Source organism: Halocatena pleomorpha (genome assembly GCF_003862495.1).
Lineage (GTDB): Archaea > Halobacteriota > Halobacteria > Halobacteriales > Haloarculaceae > Halocatena > Halocatena pleomorpha.
In genome coordinates, this window is the sequence record NZ_RRCH01000014.1 from 113,951 (window position 1) to 135,310 (window position 21,360).

Here is a 21,360-nt window from a genome sequence, read left to right on the forward strand (position 1 = left end):
CAACGAGAGTTGTAGTGTCTATTCAGAATTGTTGTAAAATTTAAAGATATAATAAAAATTTATTATAAAATATTACTTAAGAAGTAATAATAAGACGCCAGACAGAGCATAGTTCAGCTTTGATAACATTTGTACATTCTAGAAGCTATCTTTAATAATCTCGTGGGAGAAGTGTATAAATAGATGGCTGACGACCAGACCGACAACGACGGCGACGGAATCGGCGAGGAGACGACGAAGCACAGAGCAACCACCGAAGAGGGAGGAGGAATCGACAAAAGCGAGGAGTTACACGGAACCGGTAACGACGCCCGCGAACACCTCAGCGAGGACAGCAAACAAGAGCAACTCCATGAGATGCGCGAGGATCACATGGGCGAATACCTAACGACGGATCAGGGGGTGCGCGTCAACCACACTGACGACTCGCTCAAAGCCGGCGAGCGTGGCCCGACCCTGATGGAGGATTTCCATTTCAGGGAGAAGATGACGCAGTTTGACCACGAATCAATTCCCGAACGCGTAGTTCATGCCCGCGGAACCGGCGCCCACGGGTATTATCAGCCCTACGAGGATCCGGATCTGGGGGAGTACGACGACATCTCGGAGCTAACGAAGGCGAAGTTCCTGACTGATCCAGACCGGAAAACACCGGTTTTCACGCGGTTTTCGACGGTCGTGGGATCAAGAGGATCGAGCGACACGGTCCGAGATGTCCGAGGATTCGCCACGAAATTCTACACCGAGGAGGGAAATTACGATCTCGTTGGGAACAACATGCCGATCTTCTTCATCCACGACGCGATCAAATTTCCAGACTTGATCCACGCGGTCAAACCCGAACCGAAGAGCTCCACTCCACAAGCCGCAACGGCCCACGACACGTTCTGGGATTTTGCCTCACTCACTCCCGAGATAACGCATATGTTGATGTGGGTGCTTTCCGATCGCGCCCTACCGCGTGCCTACCGCATGATGCAGGGCTTTGGCGTCCACACGTTCCGGTTCATCAACGAGGAAGGTGATTCCCGGTTCGTGAAATTCCACTGGCTCCCCAAATACGGTACCCACTCGTTGGTGTGGGACGAGACGACGAAACTCTGGGGCAAAGCATCCGATTTCAACCGTGCAGGCCTTTACAACGCGATCGAGAGCGGGAACTATCCGGAGTGGGAGCTCGGTATCCAGATCGTTGAGGAGGACGACGCGGACCAGTTCGATTTCGATCTACTCGATCCGACAAAGATCATCCCAGAAGAGGACGTTCCCGTCCGGCGCATCGGCAAGCTCGTGCTCAACGAAACCGTCGATAACTTCTTTGCCGAAACCGAACAGGTGGCGTTCCACCCTGGCAACGTTGTACCGGGGATCGACTTCACGAACGATCCCCTCTTGCAAGGTCGACTGTTCTCCTATCAGGATACACAGTTAAATCGATTCGGGAGCGCAAACTGGGATGAAGTTCCGATCAACCGGCCGCTCGCAAAACGCCACACCAATCAGCGCGCCGGATTCATGCGCCAAACCATCAATAAAGGAAGAACGTCCTACTCACCGAACTCCTTAGAGGACGATTATCCCAGAGAGGCAACTGAAGAAGAGGGCGGGTACGTTCATCACGCCGAAAAGGTCAAGGGCAAAAAGATCCGTAGTCGAAGCGAGAGCTTCCGTAACCACTTCAGTCAGGCAAAACTGTTCTGGAACAGCATGTCTGACCCAGAGAAACAGCATCTCGTGGAGGCAGCGCATTTCGAACTCGGAAATGTAGAGAACAGAGAAGTCCGGGAGCGTGTCATCTATGAGATCTTCAACAACGTTGATCACGAGTTTGCCGTTCGAGCTGCCGAAGGGATCGGCGTCGAACCGCCTGATGAACCCGGAACACACCACCCCGATCACGATAAAAGTTCACCAGCACTGAGTCAGGAGAACACGGTGATGGACACGATCGAATCGCGTCAGATCGCGGTTCTCGTGGATGACGGATTCGACGATGATCAGGTGGGCGAACTCAGATCAACACTCGAAGAACAGGGTGCACAAACGGCAATCATCTCGAAGGTGCTCGGTGAAAAAACGGGCGCGAACGGAGATGTACTGATGGTCGACGAGAGCCACGTAATGGCCACCTCAGTCGTGTACGACGCGGTCTTCGTCCCCGGCGGCAGCAATAGCGTCGAGGCGATGAAAGAACAGAGCGAGCCCAGACATTTCATCGCTGAGGCATTCAAACACAAAAAGCCGATCGGTGCGCTCGGTGACGGGATCGATCTGCTCGAAACTGTAGACTTGCCAGACACGGCTGTTTCGGGGGACGGGGACGATCTCGTCGTGGAGCAGGGCGTCGTGACAAAGCGATCGGGAGACGACATGGATAAATTTCTTGATGCCTTCAGCGAAGCGATCGCGGAACACCGCCACTGGGAGCGCAGTGTAGAGAGCGTGCGTGCGTAGGTCAAAGACGACTTTCGATCCGTTTTTGGTGATCAAACAGATTTCGATGGGGATCCATTAATCACCGATGATTCATATAGGCAGGGAAACGCGTATCCCGAACAATACAGTATCATATGCAATACAACTATACTCCAATGGAGTGACCTACTCGGAAGAACTAATCCGAATGCCACTCATTATTTGTTCGTATGAACGTTGCAGCGTTCACTGGATTCGGCGGGCCGGAAGACGTAGCTGTTCGAGAGATTGACACTCCTGGACCGGGCAACGGAGAGGCAATGATCGATGTACACGCATGCGCGATCAATCGCCACGATCTCTGGATTCTCGAAGGCGATTCCGCAATGGTCGGGTCAGAGGAGCTCCCATTCGTTACCGGTCTGGATGTTGCGGGCGTCGTTAGAACCGTTGGGGACGGTGTTAAATCGGTTTCTGCCGGTGATCGTGTTGTGTTATGCCCGAATCAGACGTGCGGTGTCTGTCGGTTCTGTCGAGACGGTCCCGAAAACCTCTGTGAGCAGTTCAGTTTATTTCATGGCGGGCTTGCCGAGCACGCTGTCGTGAACGCTGACCGGCTCGTTACACTTCCTGAAAGCGTTGAGACGACTGCCGTCGCCGCTGTTCCCACCGCGTACATGACTGCGCTTCACATGCTTCGACGGGCCGACGTGGGACCGGGTGACCTCGTGTTGATTCCCGGTGCCACGGGTGGTGTTGGCGTCGCCGCAACCCAACTCGTTGACGCCGTCGGTGCACGATCGATCGGCACCTCGACATCGGCGGCTAAACTCGATCGGCTCTCGGGGATTGGGGCCGATTTTACCATTAAGGGAAACGATACAGAAACTATTGGGGATGCAGTTGCCAATATCGGTGCACCAGACGCAGTACTCAACCATCTCGGTGGCGAATACACCGAGATGGGGCTTAGCGTACTCCGACGCGGGGGACGGATGGTGATCTGTGGTCGTACAGCCGGTGGCCGCTCAGAGATTGATATTCCAGAACTGTTTCTGGACCACAAGCACGTCATCGGCAGTACGATGGGAACACAGAAAGATCTCCAGACCCTCGTTCAGCTCCTTGCTGACGCTACGTTCGAACCCGTGATCGACGACGAATACGAGCTCTCTGACACGGATCAAGCGTTTGCAGACATGCAAAACCGCGACATCTTTGGGAAACTCGTTGTTCATCCGTGACCGACAGCCGGCTACTGTCCGTATCGAACGAGATAGTCCCACTCAAAAAGTCTCGGTGAGCAGAGCGGACGACCTGCTTCCAAACCATATCACTGCGGTACTCTGGATCGCTGCGCAGGTCCCTGCGTGCGTGGTGCACATGGGTACGACGCGGACGCTATCCCTCAACGCGATACCCTTGTTCACGAAGTAGTTCCCGGACCCGTTGCTCGTGGTCACCTTGGATTTCGATGCGATCGTCTTTCGCCGTTCCTCCAGTCCCGAGCGCTGACTTGAGATCACTTGCGAGATCGTCAAGATCGGTATCAGTTTCGAATCCGTCGATGATAACCATGTGTTTTCCGTATCTACGCTGTTCAGTTCGCACAGAGAGTTCCTGAAGCGAACGATCAAGGTCGGCCGTCGGATCCTCGGGAACGTCGAGATCTTCGAAAGGATCGTCTTCACTCATAGTCAAATGAAGATAGTCACGACAACGGCACAAGAATATTCCACAATTTCTTGTAATTTCAATGCCGTTGATCTACGATTCAGATGTAGTGCATTATCCGAGATCGAGTGTGGACGATGAACGTCGACAGCGTCGGCTTCAAAACTGGACACATCTCAGCGTCTGAACATCCCTGTCTTCAAGACGCGACCACACCGCAATTTGATACGAGTGACAAACGGCTGCGGGATCGCTAGCGACACGACGCAGAGAGCCGAAATGTTTGCAGATATTTATGAATATTTAGTATAGTAGAGGATCTTATCCTTCTGGCGGTTGAGGCGAACAATAGGCACCGTGACGGTACGAACCGCTCAACACGGCAGTAACGATCACATACAACTTCTTTACGGAATATTTTTGCATGATACTAATAAATTAATTATTCACAGAATCAGAGACTCCGTCGCCATCAACTGGGAGAGACCGGTGCCCTCGGTCATATCACCCAAAATGGTGCTAGTCGAAAAATATTCAATCACATTTGTTCATAAGGGTTATCGAGACACCATATACGAAGAAAAACCACTCAAACAAACATGGATAGACTTAAAGAAAATTCCTCGAATTGAACTGCCGTGGTTCGTAATTGCGCGTCACAATGCTGGATGGAAGATCGAAATTACCCGCTGTGGTCAGTGTGGTAAAATTCTCTGAGGACGTGGAACGCCTTCTTTTTTCGCCCGTGTTGATCAACGATTCCTTTCCGGTTGTAGCCGCGTTGGTGCTCGTTTTGCCGCATGGGTGCCCTGAAATCAAACAGGATCCACGGAGACAGTCCAGCGATCTGTTCGTTATCCTTGGCTGCGGCTATCTGTCCTCGATAGATCTCTGCCTGAAATTCTTCAGTCCAGCGTTCGTCTCCATCACCGTGATATCCTCGTTTTGCCCCACCTCCGGTCTCCGAGATGAGAACTGGGGGTCCGTTAGGAGTCTCCTGGAATCGCTGCATATCGTCTGCGCTCCCGTAGTACCAACCGTGGTATTCGTTGATGCCGACGACATCTAAGTGGTCTCCCAACGGATCTCGAATGACGAGCCCATCGTCGGTATCGTCCACAAAACAGGCCGCGGTCACAAGCCGGGTGTCGTCGAGTTCGCGCACGTAGTCAGCCATCTCGGGCAGCACAGCGTTCCTGGTTTCGTCGTTGTGGTCCGTCTCGTTTGCGATCGACCACAAAATGACGGACGCGCGGTTCCAGTCGCGTTGAATCAGTTCTCGGAGTTGCTGGCGGTAGAGCGTTTGGACGGATTCGTCACCGAATTCGATATCCCAGTACGCGGGGACCTCTTCCCACAGTAAGATTCCTTCTTCGTCGGCTGTTCGTGCCATCTCTTCGGTGTGTGGGTAGTGCGCCAGTCGGGCGTAGTTGCATCCGAGTTCGTTCATCCAGCGAAAGCGGGCTTTGATATCCTTGCTGTCGAGCGCACGCCCTTTTCCGTCAGCCTCCTCGTGGAGCGCAATCCCGCGCAACCAAATAGGCTCGCCGTTCAGAACGATGTCACTACCGCTCACCCGCACGTCACGAAGGCCGACTTCGTCCGCAACCACGTCGTCTCCGGTTTCGAGTCGGATCGTATACAGTCGCGGTTCAGATGGGCGCCACAGCGTCACGTCCGCTTCGGAGAGAGAAAGCTCCCCGGTGAATTCGTCCTCTCCGACGCGGGATAATTCAATATCGCGGTTTAATTCGGGGAATGCGACAGAGATCGCCGTCTCAGGTGTGGAATTTTCAATCCAGGCAGACACGTGAATATCGACGGTTCCACCGGACAGCGTCGTCTCGATTTTGTAGTTGCGAACGAACGTATTCGGAACAGTGACAAGCTCAACGGACCGATTGACGCCACCGAAATTGAACCAGTCCGTGTCTTCGTTCGGGATCCCGTCTTCGTATCGTTTACTGTCGGCCTGAACGATCAGCGTGTTTTCGCCGTCCTGTAACTCGCCCGTGACATCGAAACTAAACGGCGTGTATCCCCCTTCGTGTGACCCGAGCAGTTCACCGTTTAGCCATACCTTGGCTTTGTAATTGATCGCCCCGAAACGAACGAACGCCCGATTGTTACCCTGTTCAGCGGTCCAGTCGAACGTTTTCGCGTACCAGACCCATCCCTCGTAGTGGCGGAACTCGGGAATCTCCTCGCCCCAACTCGAAGGGATCTCGACGGACCGTCCGTCATGGATATTGAAATCGACCGGGTCGTTCTCGATGGAGGCGTCCGGTTCGTATATCGGCTTCGGCGCGAATCCAGTCGGGTTGTCACTGTCATCACCGAAAAAGTCCTCAAAATATCCCTCGAACGTTTCATACTGGTCGGGAATAGCCTGCCAGGTCCCGTCGAGCGAGATCGTCTCCCGTGGGTATGTTAACAGCTGCATGAGTAAGAACACCGAAAGGCTACTACTAAAAGTTTGGATTTGACTGCGCGGAGTCGGGAACGTCTTCACTCGGTATGGTCGGCCGCAGGGGTTGCTACCGTGGTGGAACCTCGACTAAACCACCACAGCGTTCCCATGACAACTGTGATGACAAGCAGGAAGCCCGCCCAGACAAGAAGCATTCCTTGTCGTCCAAATCGATTGACCAGTGGAGTAGGTGCAAACGGCGAGACAGCGAATCCGAGATACATCATCGTTGTGACGCCGCTGAGAGCGCGCCCACGGTACTCCTCTTTGACGATCGCTGCGACCCAGTCGTTGACTGTTGGAACAACAAGTCCAATTCCACCAGCTGCGGTGAGTATACCAAAGAAAACGACGAGAAAGTTGCTCGTTGCGCTGATTATCGTATATCCTACCGTAGCGATACTGAACGCGATCACCAGAATAGTTGTGTATCGAAGCCGACGTTTCATGCGGCCGTACATGGCAGACGACACTGCCCAGAGAACCATAAAGCCGGAAAGCGTAATGCCGGTCATGGAACCGCTAACCCCCACAGACTCTTGGAGATAATACGGGACTTCAATCTGGATGAGATTCATCGTTAACATAGTGAAGGTCATGAGGGCGTAGATACTGACCAACAGCAGCACGGGAGATTCACGTACGATTTTGACTGCCGCTTCGGTCCGACTAATTTCTTCATCGTTTCTCGTTACGCTTGGCTCGGGAAGATAGCGAATAACGGGTGGGACCAGCAGGAGTGCTAGGGCATAAATGAGAAAAATATACCGCCAGTGGATGTCGGCAATAACTCCGCCGAAAAGGGCGGCAACCGCACCACCGCCAGCCTGTATCGCCCCATACCACCCCATGACGACCTCACGGCGACTTCCGGAGTAGTAATCGGAAATGAGTGTTGGAACGGTTACCATAATGGAAGCGATAGCGATGCCGTCAAAGACACGAGTTGCAAGGATTAGATAAAGCGAATCGAGGAAAAACGCAATGCTGGTACCGATCCCATAGATCAGTATCGCCATAATCAGCACGGGTTTGCGCTGGTACCGATCTAAGAGATATCCGACGATCGGAGCGACGATGACGACAATGGGAGCCGACATGGTGCTAACAAGCTGCGCGAGCGTCTCTGAATTCGGAAGATGTGAGAACGTGTTCTGTATCGCAGGAATGGTTGGATTGATCAGTGCGCCAGAAAACGCTGCCATCACTGGGATGAGCAAGAGCGTAACGAGCATCGGCCAGTGGAATGATCGGGGATTTTCTGTTGACATTCTCACTCACCAGTGGTGACGCCCGCAGTCGATTCGGAGGAAGTTGCTGGGGTATTCGGTGCGTACCCTCGATCACTCATTATCCACACCCCGACGACTAGGCTGCCTCCACAGCACGGCTCGCTGTCTCGGCTCTCGTCTCCGAACGGGCTGTTCGTGTGAGCACACCCGTTCGTTGCTCGACAGCGATATCTCCGTACAGTCGTTGGGTTCGTCGATAGTGTGGCTCGCAGTCCCGTCGCCACAGCGTAAACGGTCAACGATCGAACTGCCGTTGTCCGGTCGACGAACCGCCTGCCTGTTCCATCGCTCACGCGTCTCACAGATCATAGCGCAGCCAACTGTTCACGGTTTATTATATTAATAATCTTCGATCCACATCAAATCGAGGAACGAACGGTATCGGAAGAACGAGACGGTATGAGCGGGTTCCAGTGTCCAAAATTGTTAGGAACTCGTGATGGCACGGAGAGAACGTATTAATAATCCGGAGAAAGAAGTCATTCCATGGGCCACGACGAAGACGACCCTGGGTCACGCAACCGAATCAAATCCGTTGAGAACGCGTTCAACATTATTGAAGCGATTCAAACACTCGGACGCTGCGGTGTCTCAGCTCTCGCGGACCACCACGACATCCCGAAAAGCACAGCTCATATCTATCTCAAGACGCTTCAGGAACTCGGATACGTGATCAAAGAGGACGGCGAATATCGGCTCAGTTTGCGGTTTCTCGAACTTGGTGGAACGGTTCGTCACAGCCAAAGCATCTATTTGGTAGCGAGATCAGAGATTGACAGCGTGGCGCGGTCCACGGGTGAGGTGGGCACGATCGGATACGAAGAGGATGGACTCCGAGTGCTCGTGTACCGGTCCGAACCGGGTGAAGGCGTCTCGGACAACGCACCCACAGGAGAGTTCACCCGAATGCACTGGACCGCAGTCGGGAAGGTCCTCTTATCACGCCACACGAACGCTGAGATCCGAACCATCGTCGATCGATACGGTCTCCCCGAAGCGACAGAGAACACGATCACTGATGTCGATGACCTCCTCACAGAGGTTGACGCGATCCGTTCACAGGGGTATTCGATCGAAGACGAAGAGCGAGTTACCGGTGTCAAATCTGTCGCTGTCACGGTCGCAGATGACGAAAACAAGGCAGGAAACTCCGCCATCTCAATCGCCGGACCGAAACACCGATTCAGTGACGAACGAATCGAGAACGAGCTGGTGCCCGAGCTCCGGAACGCAGCGAACGTGATCGAACTCCAATACAAGCACTATTAGGCTCCGGTACACTGTCTTCGACCGTGGCGTCGATAGCGTAGTCAACGCGTCGGTGTCGGTGCGTGCCTTTGACAGCGTCGGTTTTTTCGTGAATTCGGTTGCCGTGATTTCACATTCAACCACATGCTTAATGTTGGTTCCGTACAACCGACCTGTATGAGCTTCCTCGATGAGGAGTATCTCCTCGGCTCAGAACCAGCACGACAGCTTTACGACGAAATTCGGGACCTCCCGGTCCTCGATCCCCACAGCCACCTCGACGTGCAGGCTGTCGCACGAAACGAAGGCTGGGACGACATCTGGGAGGTAGAAGGCGCAACTGATCATTACGTCTGGCAGTTGATGCGAAAACGCGGCGTACCCGAACGGAAAATCACCGGTTCGGCCTCCAACCGAGAGAAGTGGATGGCCCTCGCGGAAGTGTTCCCTCAGTTTGCGGGTAATCCCACCTACGAGTGGGTTCACCTCGATCTCAAACGACGGTTCGGTATCGAGAAACGCATCTCTGGAGACACGGCTGCGGAGATATGGACGGAAACGAAAGCCGCCCTCGATTCGCCCGAGATGCGACAGCAGTCCCTTCTTGCGGAGATGAACGTCGAAGTCGTCTCCAGCACCGACGACCCCGTTTCAGACCTCGAACACCACCAACAGCTTGCAGATGATCTCGAAGAGATCACCGTCCGGCCGACGTGGCGGCCCGACACTGCGATGCAGATCGATGAGGCGGGCTGGAGTGAGTACATCGAAACGCTCGGGCGTGCAACCGATACCGATACTTCTGACCTTGATGGGTTTCTCACGGCCCTTGCGGTCAGCCACGAGTATTTTGAACAACACGGCTGTCGGGCGAGCGACCACGGTCTCCGCGAAGTCGTCACAAAACCCGTCAGCGACCGCAGAGCAGCCGACATCTACCAGCGGGCGTACGCTAGTGAGACGATCACTTCTGATGACGTGACCGATTTTCAGGCGTACGTTCTCGAACGGATCGGTGAGCTGAACCGCGATACCGGTTGGGTAACGCAGTTCCACATCGGTCCCGTTCGGGACTACCGCGACTCGTTGCACGATGAACTCGGTTCAGACGCCGGCGGAGACGTTTCAACACAGGACATCGAACTCACGGAGAACCTGAAATATTTCCTCAACCGCTTCGACGCGGAGCTTGAGATTGTCCTCTACACGATCGATCCGACGCACTACCCAACCGTCGCAACGATCTCGCGCGCATTTCCCAACGTCAGCGTCGGTGCGGCGTGGTGGTTCAACGACAGCCCAATCGGTATGCGCAGACAACTGGAGTACGTCAGTACTGTCGATCTGTTAGCGAACCACGGCGGGATGGTGAGTGATTCCCGCAAACTGCTGTCGTTCGGCTCCCGGTTCGAGATGTTCCGGCGGTCGCTCGCTGACACCGCCGGATCGATGGTCGAGCAGGGACAGATCCCGCACGACGTGGCAGAGGATTTGGTTCACAACGTTGCACACGACCGACCCGCAGCCCTCTGGCAGTTCTAAAGCCCGAGTCAAATTTCCCGTTTCAGACACCGCTGAACGCGGAAAACCCGCCATCGATCGGGATCACAGCGCCGTGAACGAACTCGGAACCGGGAGAGAGCAACCACAGAACAGTCGTTGAGAGATCCTCCGGATCACCGAACCGGCCTTGTGGCGTGTGATCGATGATCGTCTGACCGCGGTCGGTGTATTCGCCCGTTTCCGCATCGATCAACAGATATCGGTTCTGTTCCGTGAGGAAGAATCCGGGTGCGATCGCGTTGACGCGGATGTCTGCGGAGTAATTGTGAGCCATATGGACCGCCAGCCACTCAGTAAAGTTCGACACGGCGGCCTTCGCACCCGAATACGCCGGGATCTTGGTCAGTGGCGTGAACGCGTTCATCGACGAAACGTTCAGGATGACGCCGTCACCTCGCTCAACCATATACTGCCCGAACACTTGGGACGCGAGCACGGTCCCCACGAAGTTGACGTTCAAAACCGTTTCAAAGCCGTCCTTTGGAAGATCGAAGAAGGACGTTTCCGTATCCGTCGTCGCCTCAGGACTGTTTCCACCAGCCGCGTTGATGAGAACATCGATCCGACCGTATTCGTCGATTACTGTCTCGGCAGCCGCTTCTAACTCCGTTCTGTCGAGGACTGATGCCGGAACCGTGAGGTGATCGATATCCAACTCCGCGAGTTCGTCGCTGGTCGCCTGTAATCCGTCTCGGCCGCGAGCAAGGATAACGACCGTACCGCCGTTCATCCCGATCGCTTTCGCCATTTCTGAGCCGAGAACGCCCGATCCGCCCGTTATTACGCACACTTTCCCGCCGATATCGAATTCATTGGGTACGTTCATTGTTGACGCCATGGTGAGTCTGTCTCGTACACGGCAGTATGAAGCTTTTGTAATTTCGGTTATGATCCTGTTGGACGCAACCGCATCAGGCCGTTTTCGTTTGTTCGAGCAGTCCCCGCATGTAGCCGATAGCGAAGAGACGGCCCTTGGTGTGGTATCCCGGATTGGAATTGTCCTCACCAGCCATCGTCGGCACGTGGTCAGGACGCATTGGTCCCTCGTACCCGATTTCCTCGTAGGCACGCATCGCGGCGAGCATGTCTGTCGGACCGTTATCGTGCCAGGTCTCAACGAACCGGGAGGCATCACCCTCGACATCCCGGAAGTGAACGAAGTTGATCCGATCACCAAAATGACGGATCGTGTCCGGTATATCGACACCCATCGCTGCGAAGTTGCCTTGACAGAACGTAACGCCGTTGTATTCACTGTCGACGATGTTGAGAACACGATCGTACGCCTCGACGCTTCGGGCGAGGCGGGGAATACCCCGGACCGAATCAAGCGGGGGGTCTGCGGGATGAAGACCGAGTTTTACATCCGCCTCCGCAGCGACCGGCACGACCTCGCGCAAAAAATATTCGAGGGCGTCCCAGAGTTGCTCGTGGGTCACGTCCATACACTCGGGATTCGGTCCACCGGACATCTTCTCCTCATCGTACCCAGTGACGTACGATCCACCACGGGACTCGATGTGAGCCTCGGTTCGCGCCCACCGAATGCCTGCCATCCAGTCGTAACAGACGACTGGGATCCCGACAGCGCCACAATCGCGCAGAAATCGCTTAAACCGTTCGATATCTTCGTCCCGCCCGTCTCGCCCGAGTCGGATCCTATCCGTGAGTGGGACGGAACCCTCAAGCACGGCTACGTTCATGCCGATCTCCTCGAACCAGTTCACGACACCGTTGAGTTCGTCGTACGTCCAGTCAGTTCGATCGTCACCGATTTCGAGTGGGTGAATGACGGCGTTAGTTACTCCTATCTGTTTTGCGAGCTGCCAGCGCGAGTCCGGCTCCGGGGGAAGGATCAACGATAGTCGCACCATGTAACCCCAGTAGGCCGATTTAATTAAAATAATTTCTGTTTTCTCCGCCACGATCCGTTCGGTCGGCGGCTCAGTACCCTCGACAGAACCGGCGGTAGCGAGAGACAGAGCTGTTCAACAACGTTGAACATACTCGATCAGCGGAAAAACACTGCTGTGGCGATAGTTCTGATGAGATACCGGTTGTAGAAGGGAGAACAGTGCGTCCAACCTTGTTGGATCTCAGTCGGAGAGAGCGTCAGAACCGACGGCGAATACGGTGAGCAAACTCGAAGTTCGCTACTGTTCGTCACCGACGAATCGACTCATTCGAACACGAACGATCGTCCCATCTCAAGTGTTCGTTACAAACGTACTTCTGTAAAGAGCCGGTTGCGGACATCTCGGAACTCTGAACGCCCATCACATCTATAGGCCAATAATTTCAGAGTTAGATATCAGAAATTGATTGTGCGCGTTTCGAACGCGGTGTCGTTCGCTCTAACCACAACTGGGAGGTCGGAGTCGAAAATTCATAGATTACCCATGCGTGTAGAAGATTGCGAGTGAAAGTACGTGATAACAGCACCGAATCGCTACAGCCACTACGAAGATAATAATGGAAATTGTATTTTGTAATAACGTAGCTATACAGAGTAGTTCGCTTGAGAACGTCGATGACTTCGGCAGGACACCCCAAATAATGTGTGGCATTCAGTCCTCGATATCCTACACAGGGTAAGAACTGGTTCCTCCAACCACATATTACAATGTAACAATCAACTGCACGTATTTCAATCCATTATGTGATTAATATTACATATGCAATTACTTATACGCGTTGTATGGCACACGAACAGTTCGGGAAAATCCATGTTTCCCCACTCGTGTCTGTACTCAGCAATTTCACCATCCGTAGTGAGATTCGATACGGGTCTCTCCGTGGCAAATCATCGAAGTCGGTTAACCGTTGCTGTCGTCTCCTAAACCAACAGTTCGACAGTAGTAGTGCCACACGTCCACATCCAGACGAAGTAGTTCACGCATCGAATCGCCCATTCTTTATCGATGATAAGGCACTGATCTCTCAAATGAATTTGCATAATTACTACAATACCACACGCAATGGTTTGGACAGATATCAGTTCGCCCCCTACAATATCCGGCAGACTGAGCGCCTTCATAGTGATATCGCCAGACACAACACCTAATAACGATAACGTAGTATTGTGTGTTATGGCCTATATTCTAGGCAAAAGGGTGCTAAGAACCTTCGACGCTGTCGTAGAGGGAACGACCGATGCTGTGTCGGCCGAAAGATTCGGTGTCCATTGTGAAAAGGAACACCGGTTGCAGACACCTCCTAAACGATAATACGTGTACATTACTAATGACACGACAATCAGCTAAGGAGATAGATCCGACCGACGCAGAACACAGGGAGTTGGGGGCCGGCCTTCTAGAAGAGGATATGGGACCCAGTTCTGCGACAGCCCATCTCTACCGCGGTGAGATCCATCGCATGAAGTTCTGGCGGGAACGCCTCGACCGGACAACGAACTGGGCCGTGGTCGTGATCTCAGCAATCCTCACGTGGGGCTTCTCGCGGTTGGATACTCCCCACTACATCCTTCTGATCGGTATCGCAACACTCACAGTATTCTTGATAATCGAAGCCCGCCGGTACCGGGGATACGATATGTGGCGAAGCAGAGTCAGAAAGCTCCAAGAAAACGTCTTCGCGTACGGGCTTGATCCCTCTGCTGGGATCCCAGATCCCGATTGGCGCGAAAATCTTGGTCGGGACTACCGGGAGCCGACGATCAAGATCAGCATGGAGGAAGCCATCGCCCATCGTCTTCAACGGGTGTATCTCCCGCTGTTCACCGTCTTGCTCGCTGCGTGGCTCGTCCGCATCACGGTCATCGCTCCCGGACCATGGGTAACGAGCGCAGCAGTTGGCATGGTTCCCGGAGAGGGTGTCATAGCAATAGTGACACTGTTCTACCTCGGGGCTGGTGGTATCGCAGTTCGCCCTCGGACGTGGCACGCAAAGGGAGAACTCCGCTCTAAAAACCTGCGAAAATAAGCTGTCTCGTAGGACTGTACGTCACGTAGAGGTCACGACTGAAACCTCATCTTTTGAACAGTCTCTCAGAAAGGGATTTCGTCTGTGGTCGTTCGGCAAGCAACACTGAACAGTCAACATCGTCGACAACATCTAACACCAAACTGCCCCGAACAAGCCGCGAGAGGAGTCCCCGCTCAGTTGCACCGATGATCATCATCGTGCTGTCGTTCGCTGCTCGCTCGATAGCAGTTTCGATATCACCGCTTTCGACCTGCAATGTTGCGTCCGTAAGATCGTGGGTCGCTGCCCAATCTTCAAGAAAGGTCACGCCCTCAGTCTCCGAGTCTGTCACGTGAAGAAGGGTGACATCCGAGTCATATTCCGACTGTAACAGTTTTGCGATCTCCGCAGAGAGATCCGAATCCGGACCGCCTGCCGTCGGCACGAGGATCTCGTCGGGATCGAATCCGCGATCTTTGAGGACCACGAAATCACACGGCAGCTCGTCGGTCAACTCGTCGAACGTACCTTCGACTCGGTCCGAGAAGCTGTTAGTGTCTGCTTCCCACCCCAAGACGACAAGCGCAGCTTGGTGGGATTCGGCTGCGTCGAAGATCCCCTCAAACGGCCGGTGTGAGTAGATCGTATGAGTTTCGACATCAACACCGAACGTTTCGGCGTCGCGTTCTGCTGCGTCGAGAATCGTACGGTGATCCGCTTCGAGATCGTCAACGTGATCGGCAGCGTATTCGAGTGGCGTCTGGTCAGGAGTCGGAACAATATGGACTGCGTCGACGGTGCCCCCTCGCTGTTTGGCGATTGCGCTCGCAAGTGTAATGAGATCCTTCTCCGTCTGAGGGTTTGCCAGCGGAACCATCACCCGGAACGTGCCGCCGTCCGGTTGCACTGTACTCGCCGCTGAAACCGCTGCGGGCGGCATCGTTTCCGATCGGTCGAGAATGTACTGACTCAGGATACCTTTCTTCTCAGCTACATCTCGTGCATAAAGCAAATACCAGACGAGACCGCCAGCGACGAACACCAACGAGAGGGCGATTTCGATCGGTTTCATGAACGCGATCAATCCGAACGAAGAGAAAGCACCAACGACCGGCACCACTGGATACAGTGGCACCCGAAAGTCGGGCTGGTATCCCTCAACGTCAGCCTCGCGCATCACGATGAGTGCGACGTTGAGCAATCCATAGACGATGAGATGAAGGACGCTTCCGGCCTTTGCGAGGGTCTGTACATCTCCCGCGACAATGAACACGAGGATGATCGCTCCCGTAACCGCGATGCTTCGATACGGCGTGGCAAAGGTGGGATGAATCGCGTTGAGTGTATCGGAGATGAGTTTGTCCCGACCCATCGCGAAGTTGATCCGCGAAGAGGCAAGGATACTCGCATTCGCGCTCGAAGCGGTCGCCAACAACCCCGCGAACGTCAGGAGTCCGACACCGACTCCTGCGATACCAATCGTCCCGAAGGCGATCTCACCGACATCTAAAACGGGTGTCGTGGTGAACGATGGACCCAACTGCTGCCAGTTGATCACACCCATCAGCACCACCATGATGATACCGTACATGACCGTCACAATCACCACGCTCCCGACGACGGCCAGCGGAAGGTTCCGACCCGGATTCTTTAACTCCTCAGCGACAGTCGTGATTTTCGCAAATCCGAGAAACGAAACAAACACGAGACCCGTTGCAGGAAAGATAGCAGCCGCACCGCCCGTTTCGGCCGGGAAGAACGGCCGAAGCGTCGAGATGTCGGTCTGGAAAAGACCAAGAACCGAGAAGACAGAAAGGATACCGATGAGGAGTGTGACGATAACGATCTGGATGCTGCCGGTCTCTTTTGCGCCGATGTAGTTGACGGCGATGAACGCGATCGCTGCTAGGAGCGCGCCGACCTGAAATTCAGAGAGGCCGATAGGGCCGAGCATCAAAGCAGGAATCGGAAGGAATGTGGCGAGGTATTCCCCGAAACCGAGGGTATAGAACGCCGAAGCGAAAGCCAGTCCCATCCAATTACCCCAGCCAGCGACGGAGCCGAATAACGGTCCCAAGGCGTGATTCACGTAGTAGTAGCTGCCACCAGCCTTCGGCATTGCTGTTCCGAGTTCAGAGGCCGAAAGCGCGGTGAACAGGGAAATGACGCCGCCGAGGATGAATGAGAGCGCGACGGCCGGGCCGGCTGCCGCAGCCGCCTCTCCCGGCAGTACGAAGATACCCGCACCGATCATCGTCCCGACGCCGATCGTCAGCACCGAGAGCAGTCCGAGGTCTTTCGCAAGCTCCTCATCGCTTTCCGTCATGCCTCGCTCACCTCGTTCGGGAGTGCGATGACCGGGCGTTCCGCTTCGGTAATCAGCCGGAGCGACCGATCACCGGTGAGGAACTGCCGAAACCGGGACCCACCACGGGGGTGAAAGACGATCGCGCTCGCGTCGATCTCTCTCGCAACCTCACTGATAGCCGTGACCACGTCACGGCGATAGATGGTTTCTGTCTCAGCCGTGGGAAATGCTTCTCGAAAGGCAGCGAATGATTCAGTAGCAATCTGTTCAGACTGTTCGACAGGCGTTTTATCCGGAACGCCGTCGCCTTTCTCGACCACGTACATGACGGTAATCTCTCCGATATCGTACGGTTCGAGAGCGGCTGCCGTTGTCGTTGCGTCCGCTTGATTGGCGACTGGAACGACAATTGAATCGGTGAATAGCTGACTCATTTGCTTCTGCTCGTCTCCGTCAATCGCTCTTCTTCGTTGTCGATACAACGCCGTCGCGGGACACGTGCTGAACCATGGTCCCATGTCATTGGACGACTGTCTCTATATCCGATCCCTGAAAGACCTTGAACACGGTTCCGTCGGTGTGCTGTTGGGTGAGTACGGTAACGATATCATCAGACTGAACGACCGTATCACCATGGGGTGTAAGCTCCCGGTCGTCTCGCTCGATACTGATGATGAGCGTGTTCTCATCAAGGATATCGTTGTCGCTCGCCTCTTTGAGGGTCCGGCCTGTAATGGGTGCCTCGGATCGGACAGTCAGTTTCATGATATTAGCCTGCCCGGTGAGACTAATGAAGTCGTTCGGCTCGTGCGTTCGTTGGTCGTCGTCCGGACTGAACGATGAGTAGGGACTGAAAAACTCGTCTTCGACTAGATCTTCGTCTTCGATCTCAATACCGAGTTGCGACAGGGTCCGAGAGACGCGTTGGAGATCGTTAGTGTGTTCACCAACCGCTACGATGTGGAGGTTCTTGCGACCGGTCATCAGCGTTCGAACGTTGATGACCTCCGGTATCGTGCGAGCCTTCTGTGCGAGTGCTTCGCGTTCTGGAACGGGAACGTTACACAAATAGAGGTTCGTGAGCTTCCCGTCCGTTCGTTCGAAATCGATGTGTGCAGTATAGCCACGGATAATACCCTGTTCTTCAAGGTTCTGAATCCGGTTTCGAACCGTCGCTCCCGAGACGTTGACCGTCTCAGCGATCGCGGTCGCGGTCGTTTTGCGCCCGTCTTGCATGAGTGCATACAGGATACAACGATCGATATCATCGATTCGGTAGTCCGTTTCTGGATGTGACATGGCTGGCATATGCTTCGATTATACAAATAAAATCGGGTCTAATTCACTTAATGCTTTCTATAAGGATGGTAGATTTCGATAATAAAAATCATTATCGATTTGTGTCCGTCTCTGAGACACTACGTTTCCAGTCTAGATGTTGTAAATGGAATCGTGGCTGCAGTACGCTGTGTAACCGTCGCAATACGGATGATATACGAAAAGAGCAAGGCGAGCGGAAGCAGGCCGATCGTAACTGCGAGCGGGAACGCGAGGAAATACAGCACGGAATCAGTAACTGCTGGTGTACTCGTTAAGACAATGAGAAACGCGATCGCTACTGTCTCGGCAGGAAGACCCGCATAAAGCAGTAGCCGCGAGACTGAAGAAAGTTCCTCTTGGAGGTAGATCGTCTTGAAATACTGGCGGGCGATATCGATCTCTTGCAATCGGTCAATCAACCGATCAAGCGCGTCTATTGTTGTCTCTGAGAGATGGTCCTCATACTGTGATCGAATCCGTCGAGTATGATTGATCTGTCTCGCGTAGTTCGTTGTCAGCGTCGTCGATAGAACGTTGAACGTATTCATCTCCGGTTGATCCAAATGTTCTTGTATCTCCTCAATGTGATCGGCCAGTCCAACTACTAACCCATTGATATCCTTTGTAACAGATTTTAGTATCCTATTGGAATTATTATCTATCAGTTGTTCTTTATTCCGAGTGTTTTCGAACAGCAGTCGTAGAAACCCCAATGGTTGAACAGGAGCAATCTGACCGGCAGCTTCTTCGACTTCTGATCGATACTCGATAATGCTTTAAAGTTGGGCTTGGAGTTCGACGGGAGTCTTGAACCCCTGAGAAAGTAGCAGTTGATTGATCGAAACGACGACCATAATGAGCGTTATATTTCCAGTAATGATAGAACTGAAGATGTAATACAACGGCTGTGGGTCCTGAAACGGCATTCGCAACACGTATTCAATCCCTACGATCGGAATGAAAATCGTAATTCCGACCGCAGCAGCGACGACGAATCGATTTCCATCGAGTAGAAACCATTCCTTCCATGTCCGCTTCTGTTCGTAAAATTTGAGAGATGAAAACGCTGATGTCGTGAGTAGATTTTCTTTATCGCTCATCGTACGCGTGGCCATTATCTTTCATAGCACGTCCACCATCATATTACAGACGCGGGGAACAACGTGTTCGGCTGTCGAGATCCGATCACAGTAGCGGTGATATCGGTGGTTGTCCTTTAAGTGATTCTAGCGATAAGGTGATGATATAGGCACGGTTGCGATCGTCGTGGAACCGAACTACAGACACCACGGAGCAACTGTTTTGCGCGAGGGTTACCTAGTAGAAAACGTGTTCCGATCAACTCGTCGACCGCGCGGACTCGCTCTATTAATTGGGGCGGGATTGCTCGCTCTCGCTGGAGTCGGCGTTCTCATCGGTACGCAAACAATCAGTGCCCTCCTCACCAGTAGCAGTCTCCCGGCAGTGCTCCTCGTTGGAGGCGGATTCTCACTAGTCGCCGGCTACCTGAGTTACCGGGTGAGTTCCATACGCCTTCTTTCACAACTCCAAGTGATCTCCCTCTCAGACATCCGAGCGCCGACGATCCACGCGAGCATCAACCGGTTGACTCACAGAATGCGTATCGACCGGCCAGAAGTTTATATTGCCCGCCTCGGTCAACCCACCGCGTTCGCGCTCGGAACTGAGACACTCGTCGTCGATCGTTCACTCATCCGTTTGCTGACATCCACGGAGCTAGAGGGCGTTCTGGCTCACGAACTCGCCCATCTCGAAGGCTATGACAGCCTCCTACGGACGCTGGCTGCGAGTCTCCTTCGGATGGTTGCCACCCTCGTGCTCGGGATAGTGCTCCCAGCTGTCGCCGTCGTCTCCCTGAGTTGCTGGGGTCTCTCGTTGGTTCTTGGTCGGCCAGTGCGAGGTCCGCGCAGTGTCGGGAGTCGTCTACGACGCGGTCTAAGAAAGGTGGTAATGGGTGTACTTATTGCTCCGACGGTGGCACTCCAAGCCTACTCCCGTCGCCGCGAATACGCTGCTGACCGGAGAGCGGTGGCGGTTCTCGATGACCCACTGGCGCTTGCCCGTGCGCTCGAAAAGATTCAACGCGTGAACGAGCCAGGTCGAGGGTTAGTTTCGTGGCTATTCCCAACCCGTGAACGAAAGACGGACCGAACGCCGCTCGAACAAGTGTTCGCAAGCCATCCACCGACTGATAAGCGTATTAGGCGTGTCCGAGATATTGTGCGTGACAGTGAGACAAACAATGATTTGGGGCAATGGCGACGGATTGAGATCAATTAGCCAATTTTGGAAGACACGGTTCAACGCTCAGCCCGTCTCTAATATCGTCGTTTCCGTGGCGGTTCCAGCCCTATTTGAAGAGAGTTGCCAGTACGGTCCCGGCACCGTAGCCAGTGTTCGGTGAGTACAACAATCTATTTGATTCGCGTCCCTGTTGATACAGTGTACGATGCACGTCGCAGTCATCGGCGCGAACGGTGGGATCGGTAGAGAATTACTTCCCCGACTCGTGGATGCGGGACACGATCCGATCGGGGTGGTACGAGATGAGTCACAGTTCGACGCTGTCCGGGAGCGCGGTGGAGAGCCACGTTTGGGCGATCTCGAAGGTGAGTTCGCACCGGCACTCGAAGGGGCCGACGCCGTCGTTTTCACAGCCGGCGCCGGCGGAAACACCGGTTGGGATAAGACGCTTCTGATCGATCTATGGGGAGCACGACGGAGTATCAAGGCGTCTGTCGAGCACGGAATTGATCGATTCGTGATGATAAGCGCGTACACAGCGAGCGATCCGCTGGCCGAACCAGACGCTCTTCGCCCGTATCGGGTTGCTAAGCGGTGTGCTGACGACTATCTCGAACGATCCACGCTCGATGCAACGATTCTCCGGCCAACATCGCTCACCGACGAGGAGGGGACCGGACACGTTTCGGCCGCCTTCGAACACCGCGACGAAAATGGAGACGCGATTCCGCGCGCCGACGTTGCCCAAACAGTCGTCGCCTGTCTCGGAAACGACGAAACGATCGGGGAAACGATCAGGCTGTTCGGCGGCGACACACCCATCGAGAGCGCAATTGGTCGCGACTGACCAGTTCCCTGGCGTAAACTTCGATCCAGACTCC

General features: G+C 54.0%; 18 protein-coding genes. 7 read left to right on the plus strand and 11 right to left on the minus strand.

The window, feature by feature from the left end; translation table 11 throughout:
* Nucleotides 1–183 precede the first annotated feature (183 nt).
* The gene (locus EIK79_RS07040; RefSeq protein ID WP_124954413.1) at nucleotides 184–2,454 is read left to right on the plus strand and encodes a catalase; all 2,271 of its coding nucleotides are present in this window, start codon (nucleotides 184–186) and stop codon (nucleotides 2,452–2,454) included.
* A gap of 191 nt (nucleotides 2,455–2,645) precedes the next feature.
* On the plus strand, nucleotides 2,646–3,659 hold the full coding sequence (locus tag EIK79_RS07045; RefSeq protein WP_124954414.1) for an alcohol dehydrogenase catalytic domain-containing protein: 1,014 nt from the start codon (nucleotides 2,646–2,648) through the stop codon (nucleotides 3,657–3,659).
* Nucleotides 3,660–3,816: 157 nt separating this feature from the next.
* On the opposite strand, the gene EIK79_RS07050 is transcribed toward EIK79_RS07045, so the two are convergent.
* The 4 genes from EIK79_RS07050 to EIK79_RS07065 all read right to left on the minus strand — a co-directional run bounded on the left by EIK79_RS07050 (nucleotide 3,817) and on the right by EIK79_RS07065 (nucleotide 8,144).
* Complete coding sequence (locus tag EIK79_RS07050) at nucleotides 3,817–4,110, minus strand: SUI1 family translation initiation factor (protein WP_124954415.1); 294 nt, start codon at nucleotides 4,108–4,110, stop codon at nucleotides 3,817–3,819.
* Between the two features lie 661 nt (nucleotides 4,111–4,771).
* A complete protein-coding gene (locus EIK79_RS07055) occupies nucleotides 4,772–6,532 on the minus strand; it encodes a glycoside hydrolase family 2 protein (protein WP_124954416.1) in 1,761 nt (586 codons plus the stop codon).
* A gap of 65 nt (nucleotides 6,533–6,597) precedes the next feature.
* On the minus strand, nucleotides 6,598–7,830 hold the full coding sequence (locus EIK79_RS07060; RefSeq protein WP_124954417.1) for an MFS transporter: 1,233 nt from the start codon (nucleotides 7,828–7,830) through the stop codon (nucleotides 6,598–6,600).
* 2 nt (nucleotides 7,831–7,832) lie between these two features.
* Nucleotides 7,833–8,144 carry a hypothetical protein gene (locus EIK79_RS07065; protein WP_124954418.1) on the minus strand — a complete coding sequence of 104 codons (312 nt, stop codon included), beginning with the start codon at nucleotides 8,142–8,144 and terminating at the stop codon, nucleotides 7,833–7,835.
* A gap of 193 nt (nucleotides 8,145–8,337) precedes the next feature.
* Between EIK79_RS07065 and EIK79_RS07070 the strand changes: the two genes are divergently transcribed.
* Together EIK79_RS07070 and uxaC are read left to right on the plus strand one after the other, a co-directional pair.
* Nucleotides 8,338–9,120, plus strand: coding sequence for an IclR family transcriptional regulator (locus tag EIK79_RS07070; RefSeq protein ID WP_124954419.1), 783 nt, complete (start codon nucleotides 8,338–8,340; stop codon nucleotides 9,118–9,120).
* Nucleotides 9,121–9,276: 156 nt separating this feature from the next.
* Complete coding sequence (uxaC, locus tag EIK79_RS07075) at nucleotides 9,277–10,641, plus strand: glucuronate isomerase (protein WP_124954420.1); 1,365 nt, start codon at nucleotides 9,277–9,279, stop codon at nucleotides 10,639–10,641.
* Nucleotides 10,642–10,663: 22 nt separating this feature from the next.
* Here the strand turns inward: uxaC and EIK79_RS07080 are convergent, their stop codons facing one another.
* Entirely contained in the window at nucleotides 10,664–11,488 is an 825-nt protein-coding gene (locus EIK79_RS07080; protein ID WP_124954540.1) for an SDR family oxidoreductase, read from the minus strand.
* An 85-nt stretch (nucleotides 11,489–11,573) separates the two neighbouring features.
* Nucleotides 11,574–12,536, minus strand: a complete 963-nt coding sequence (locus tag EIK79_RS07085) for a mannonate dehydratase (RefSeq protein ID WP_124954421.1) — start codon at nucleotides 12,534–12,536, stop codon at nucleotides 11,574–11,576.
* Between the two features lie 1,369 nt (nucleotides 12,537–13,905).
* On the opposite strand from EIK79_RS07085, the gene EIK79_RS07090 reads away from it, so the two are divergent.
* Nucleotides 13,906–14,604, plus strand: coding sequence for a DUF2270 domain-containing protein (locus EIK79_RS07090; protein WP_124954422.1), 699 nt, complete (start codon nucleotides 13,906–13,908; stop codon nucleotides 14,602–14,604).
* 46 nt (nucleotides 14,605–14,650) lie between these two features.
* On the opposite strand, the gene EIK79_RS07095 is transcribed toward EIK79_RS07090, so the two are convergent.
* The 5 genes from EIK79_RS07095 to EIK79_RS18745 form a co-directional block, all read right to left on the minus strand.
* Nucleotides 14,651–16,912 carry an amino acid permease gene (locus tag EIK79_RS07095; RefSeq protein WP_124954423.1) on the minus strand — a complete coding sequence of 754 codons (2,262 nt, stop codon included), beginning with the start codon at nucleotides 16,910–16,912 and terminating at the stop codon, nucleotides 14,651–14,653.
* Complete coding sequence (locus tag EIK79_RS07100) at nucleotides 16,909–17,328, minus strand: universal stress protein (protein WP_124954424.1); 420 nt, start codon at nucleotides 17,326–17,328, stop codon at nucleotides 16,909–16,911. The genes EIK79_RS07095 and EIK79_RS07100 overlap by 4 nt, the downstream gene beginning before the upstream one ends.
* A gap of 85 nt (nucleotides 17,329–17,413) precedes the next feature.
* On the minus strand, nucleotides 17,414–18,193 hold the full coding sequence (locus tag EIK79_RS07105; protein ID WP_124954425.1) for an Lrp/AsnC family transcriptional regulator: 780 nt from the start codon (nucleotides 18,191–18,193) through the stop codon (nucleotides 17,414–17,416).
* A gap of 119 nt (nucleotides 18,194–18,312) precedes the next feature.
* Nucleotides 18,313–18,762, minus strand: coding sequence for a hypothetical protein (locus tag EIK79_RS18740; RefSeq protein ID WP_233738005.1), 450 nt, complete (start codon nucleotides 18,760–18,762; stop codon nucleotides 18,313–18,315).
* Nucleotides 18,763–18,990: 228 nt separating this feature from the next.
* Nucleotides 18,991–19,329: a hypothetical protein gene (locus tag EIK79_RS18745; RefSeq protein WP_233738012.1), complete on the minus strand. Its 339-nt coding sequence runs from the start codon at nucleotides 19,327–19,329 to the stop codon at nucleotides 18,991–18,993.
* A 214-nt stretch (nucleotides 19,330–19,543) separates the two neighbouring features.
* On the opposite strand from EIK79_RS18745, the gene EIK79_RS07115 reads away from it, so the two are divergent.
* Complete coding sequence (locus tag EIK79_RS07115; RefSeq protein ID WP_124954426.1) at nucleotides 19,544–20,515, plus strand: M48 family metallopeptidase; 972 nt, start codon at nucleotides 19,544–19,546, stop codon at nucleotides 20,513–20,515.
* A 169-nt stretch (nucleotides 20,516–20,684) separates the two neighbouring features.
* Nucleotides 20,685–21,326, plus strand: coding sequence for an SDR family oxidoreductase (locus tag EIK79_RS07120; RefSeq protein ID WP_124954427.1), 642 nt, complete (start codon nucleotides 20,685–20,687; stop codon nucleotides 21,324–21,326).
* Nucleotides 21,327–21,360: the final 34 nt, after the last annotated feature.

Bases quoted from the DNA above. Each gene is read 5' to 3' on its own strand.
- EIK79_RS07040 (WP_124954413.1), top strand. From the start codon at position 184: ATGGCTGACGACCAGACCGACAACGACGGCGACGGAATCGGCGAGGAG.
- EIK79_RS07045 (WP_124954414.1), top strand. From the start codon at position 2,646: ATGAACGTTGCAGCGTTCACTGGATTCGGCGGGCCGGAAGACGTAGCT.
- EIK79_RS07050 (WP_124954415.1), bottom strand. From the start codon at position 4,110: ATGAGTGAAGACGATCCTTTCGAAGATCTCGACGTTCCCGAGGATCCG.
- EIK79_RS07055 (WP_124954416.1), bottom strand. From the start codon at position 6,532: ATGCAGCTGTTAACATACCCACGGGAGACGATCTCGCTCGACGGGACC.
- EIK79_RS07060 (WP_124954417.1), bottom strand. From the start codon at position 7,830: ATGTCAACAGAAAATCCCCGATCATTCCACTGGCCGATGCTCGTTACG.
- EIK79_RS07070 (WP_124954419.1), top strand. From the start codon at position 8,338: ATGGGCCACGACGAAGACGACCCTGGGTCACGCAACCGAATCAAATCC.
- uxaC (WP_124954420.1), top strand. From the start codon at position 9,277: ATGAGCTTCCTCGATGAGGAGTATCTCCTCGGCTCAGAACCAGCACGA.
- EIK79_RS07080 (WP_124954540.1), bottom strand. From the start codon at position 11,488: ATGAACGTACCCAATGAATTCGATATCGGCGGGAAAGTGTGCGTAATA.
- EIK79_RS07085 (WP_124954421.1), bottom strand. From the start codon at position 12,536: ATGGTGCGACTATCGTTGATCCTTCCCCCGGAGCCGGACTCGCGCTGG.
- EIK79_RS07090 (WP_124954422.1), top strand. From the start codon at position 13,906: ATGACACGACAATCAGCTAAGGAGATAGATCCGACCGACGCAGAACAC.
- EIK79_RS07095 (WP_124954423.1), bottom strand. From the start codon at position 16,912: ATGACGGAAAGCGATGAGGAGCTTGCGAAAGACCTCGGACTGCTCTCG.
- EIK79_RS07100 (WP_124954424.1), bottom strand. From the start codon at position 17,328: ATGAGTCAGCTATTCACCGATTCAATTGTCGTTCCAGTCGCCAATCAA.
- EIK79_RS07105 (WP_124954425.1), bottom strand. From the start codon at position 18,193: ATGTCACATCCAGAAACGGACTACCGAATCGATGATATCGATCGTTGT.
- EIK79_RS18740 (WP_233738005.1), bottom strand. From the start codon at position 18,762: ATGAATACGTTCAACGTTCTATCGACGACGCTGACAACGAACTACGCG.
- EIK79_RS18745 (WP_233738012.1), bottom strand. From the start codon at position 19,329: ATGGCCACGCGTACGATGAGCGATAAAGAAAATCTACTCACGACATCA.
- EIK79_RS07120 (WP_124954427.1), top strand. From the start codon at position 20,685: ATGCACGTCGCAGTCATCGGCGCGAACGGTGGGATCGGTAGAGAATTA.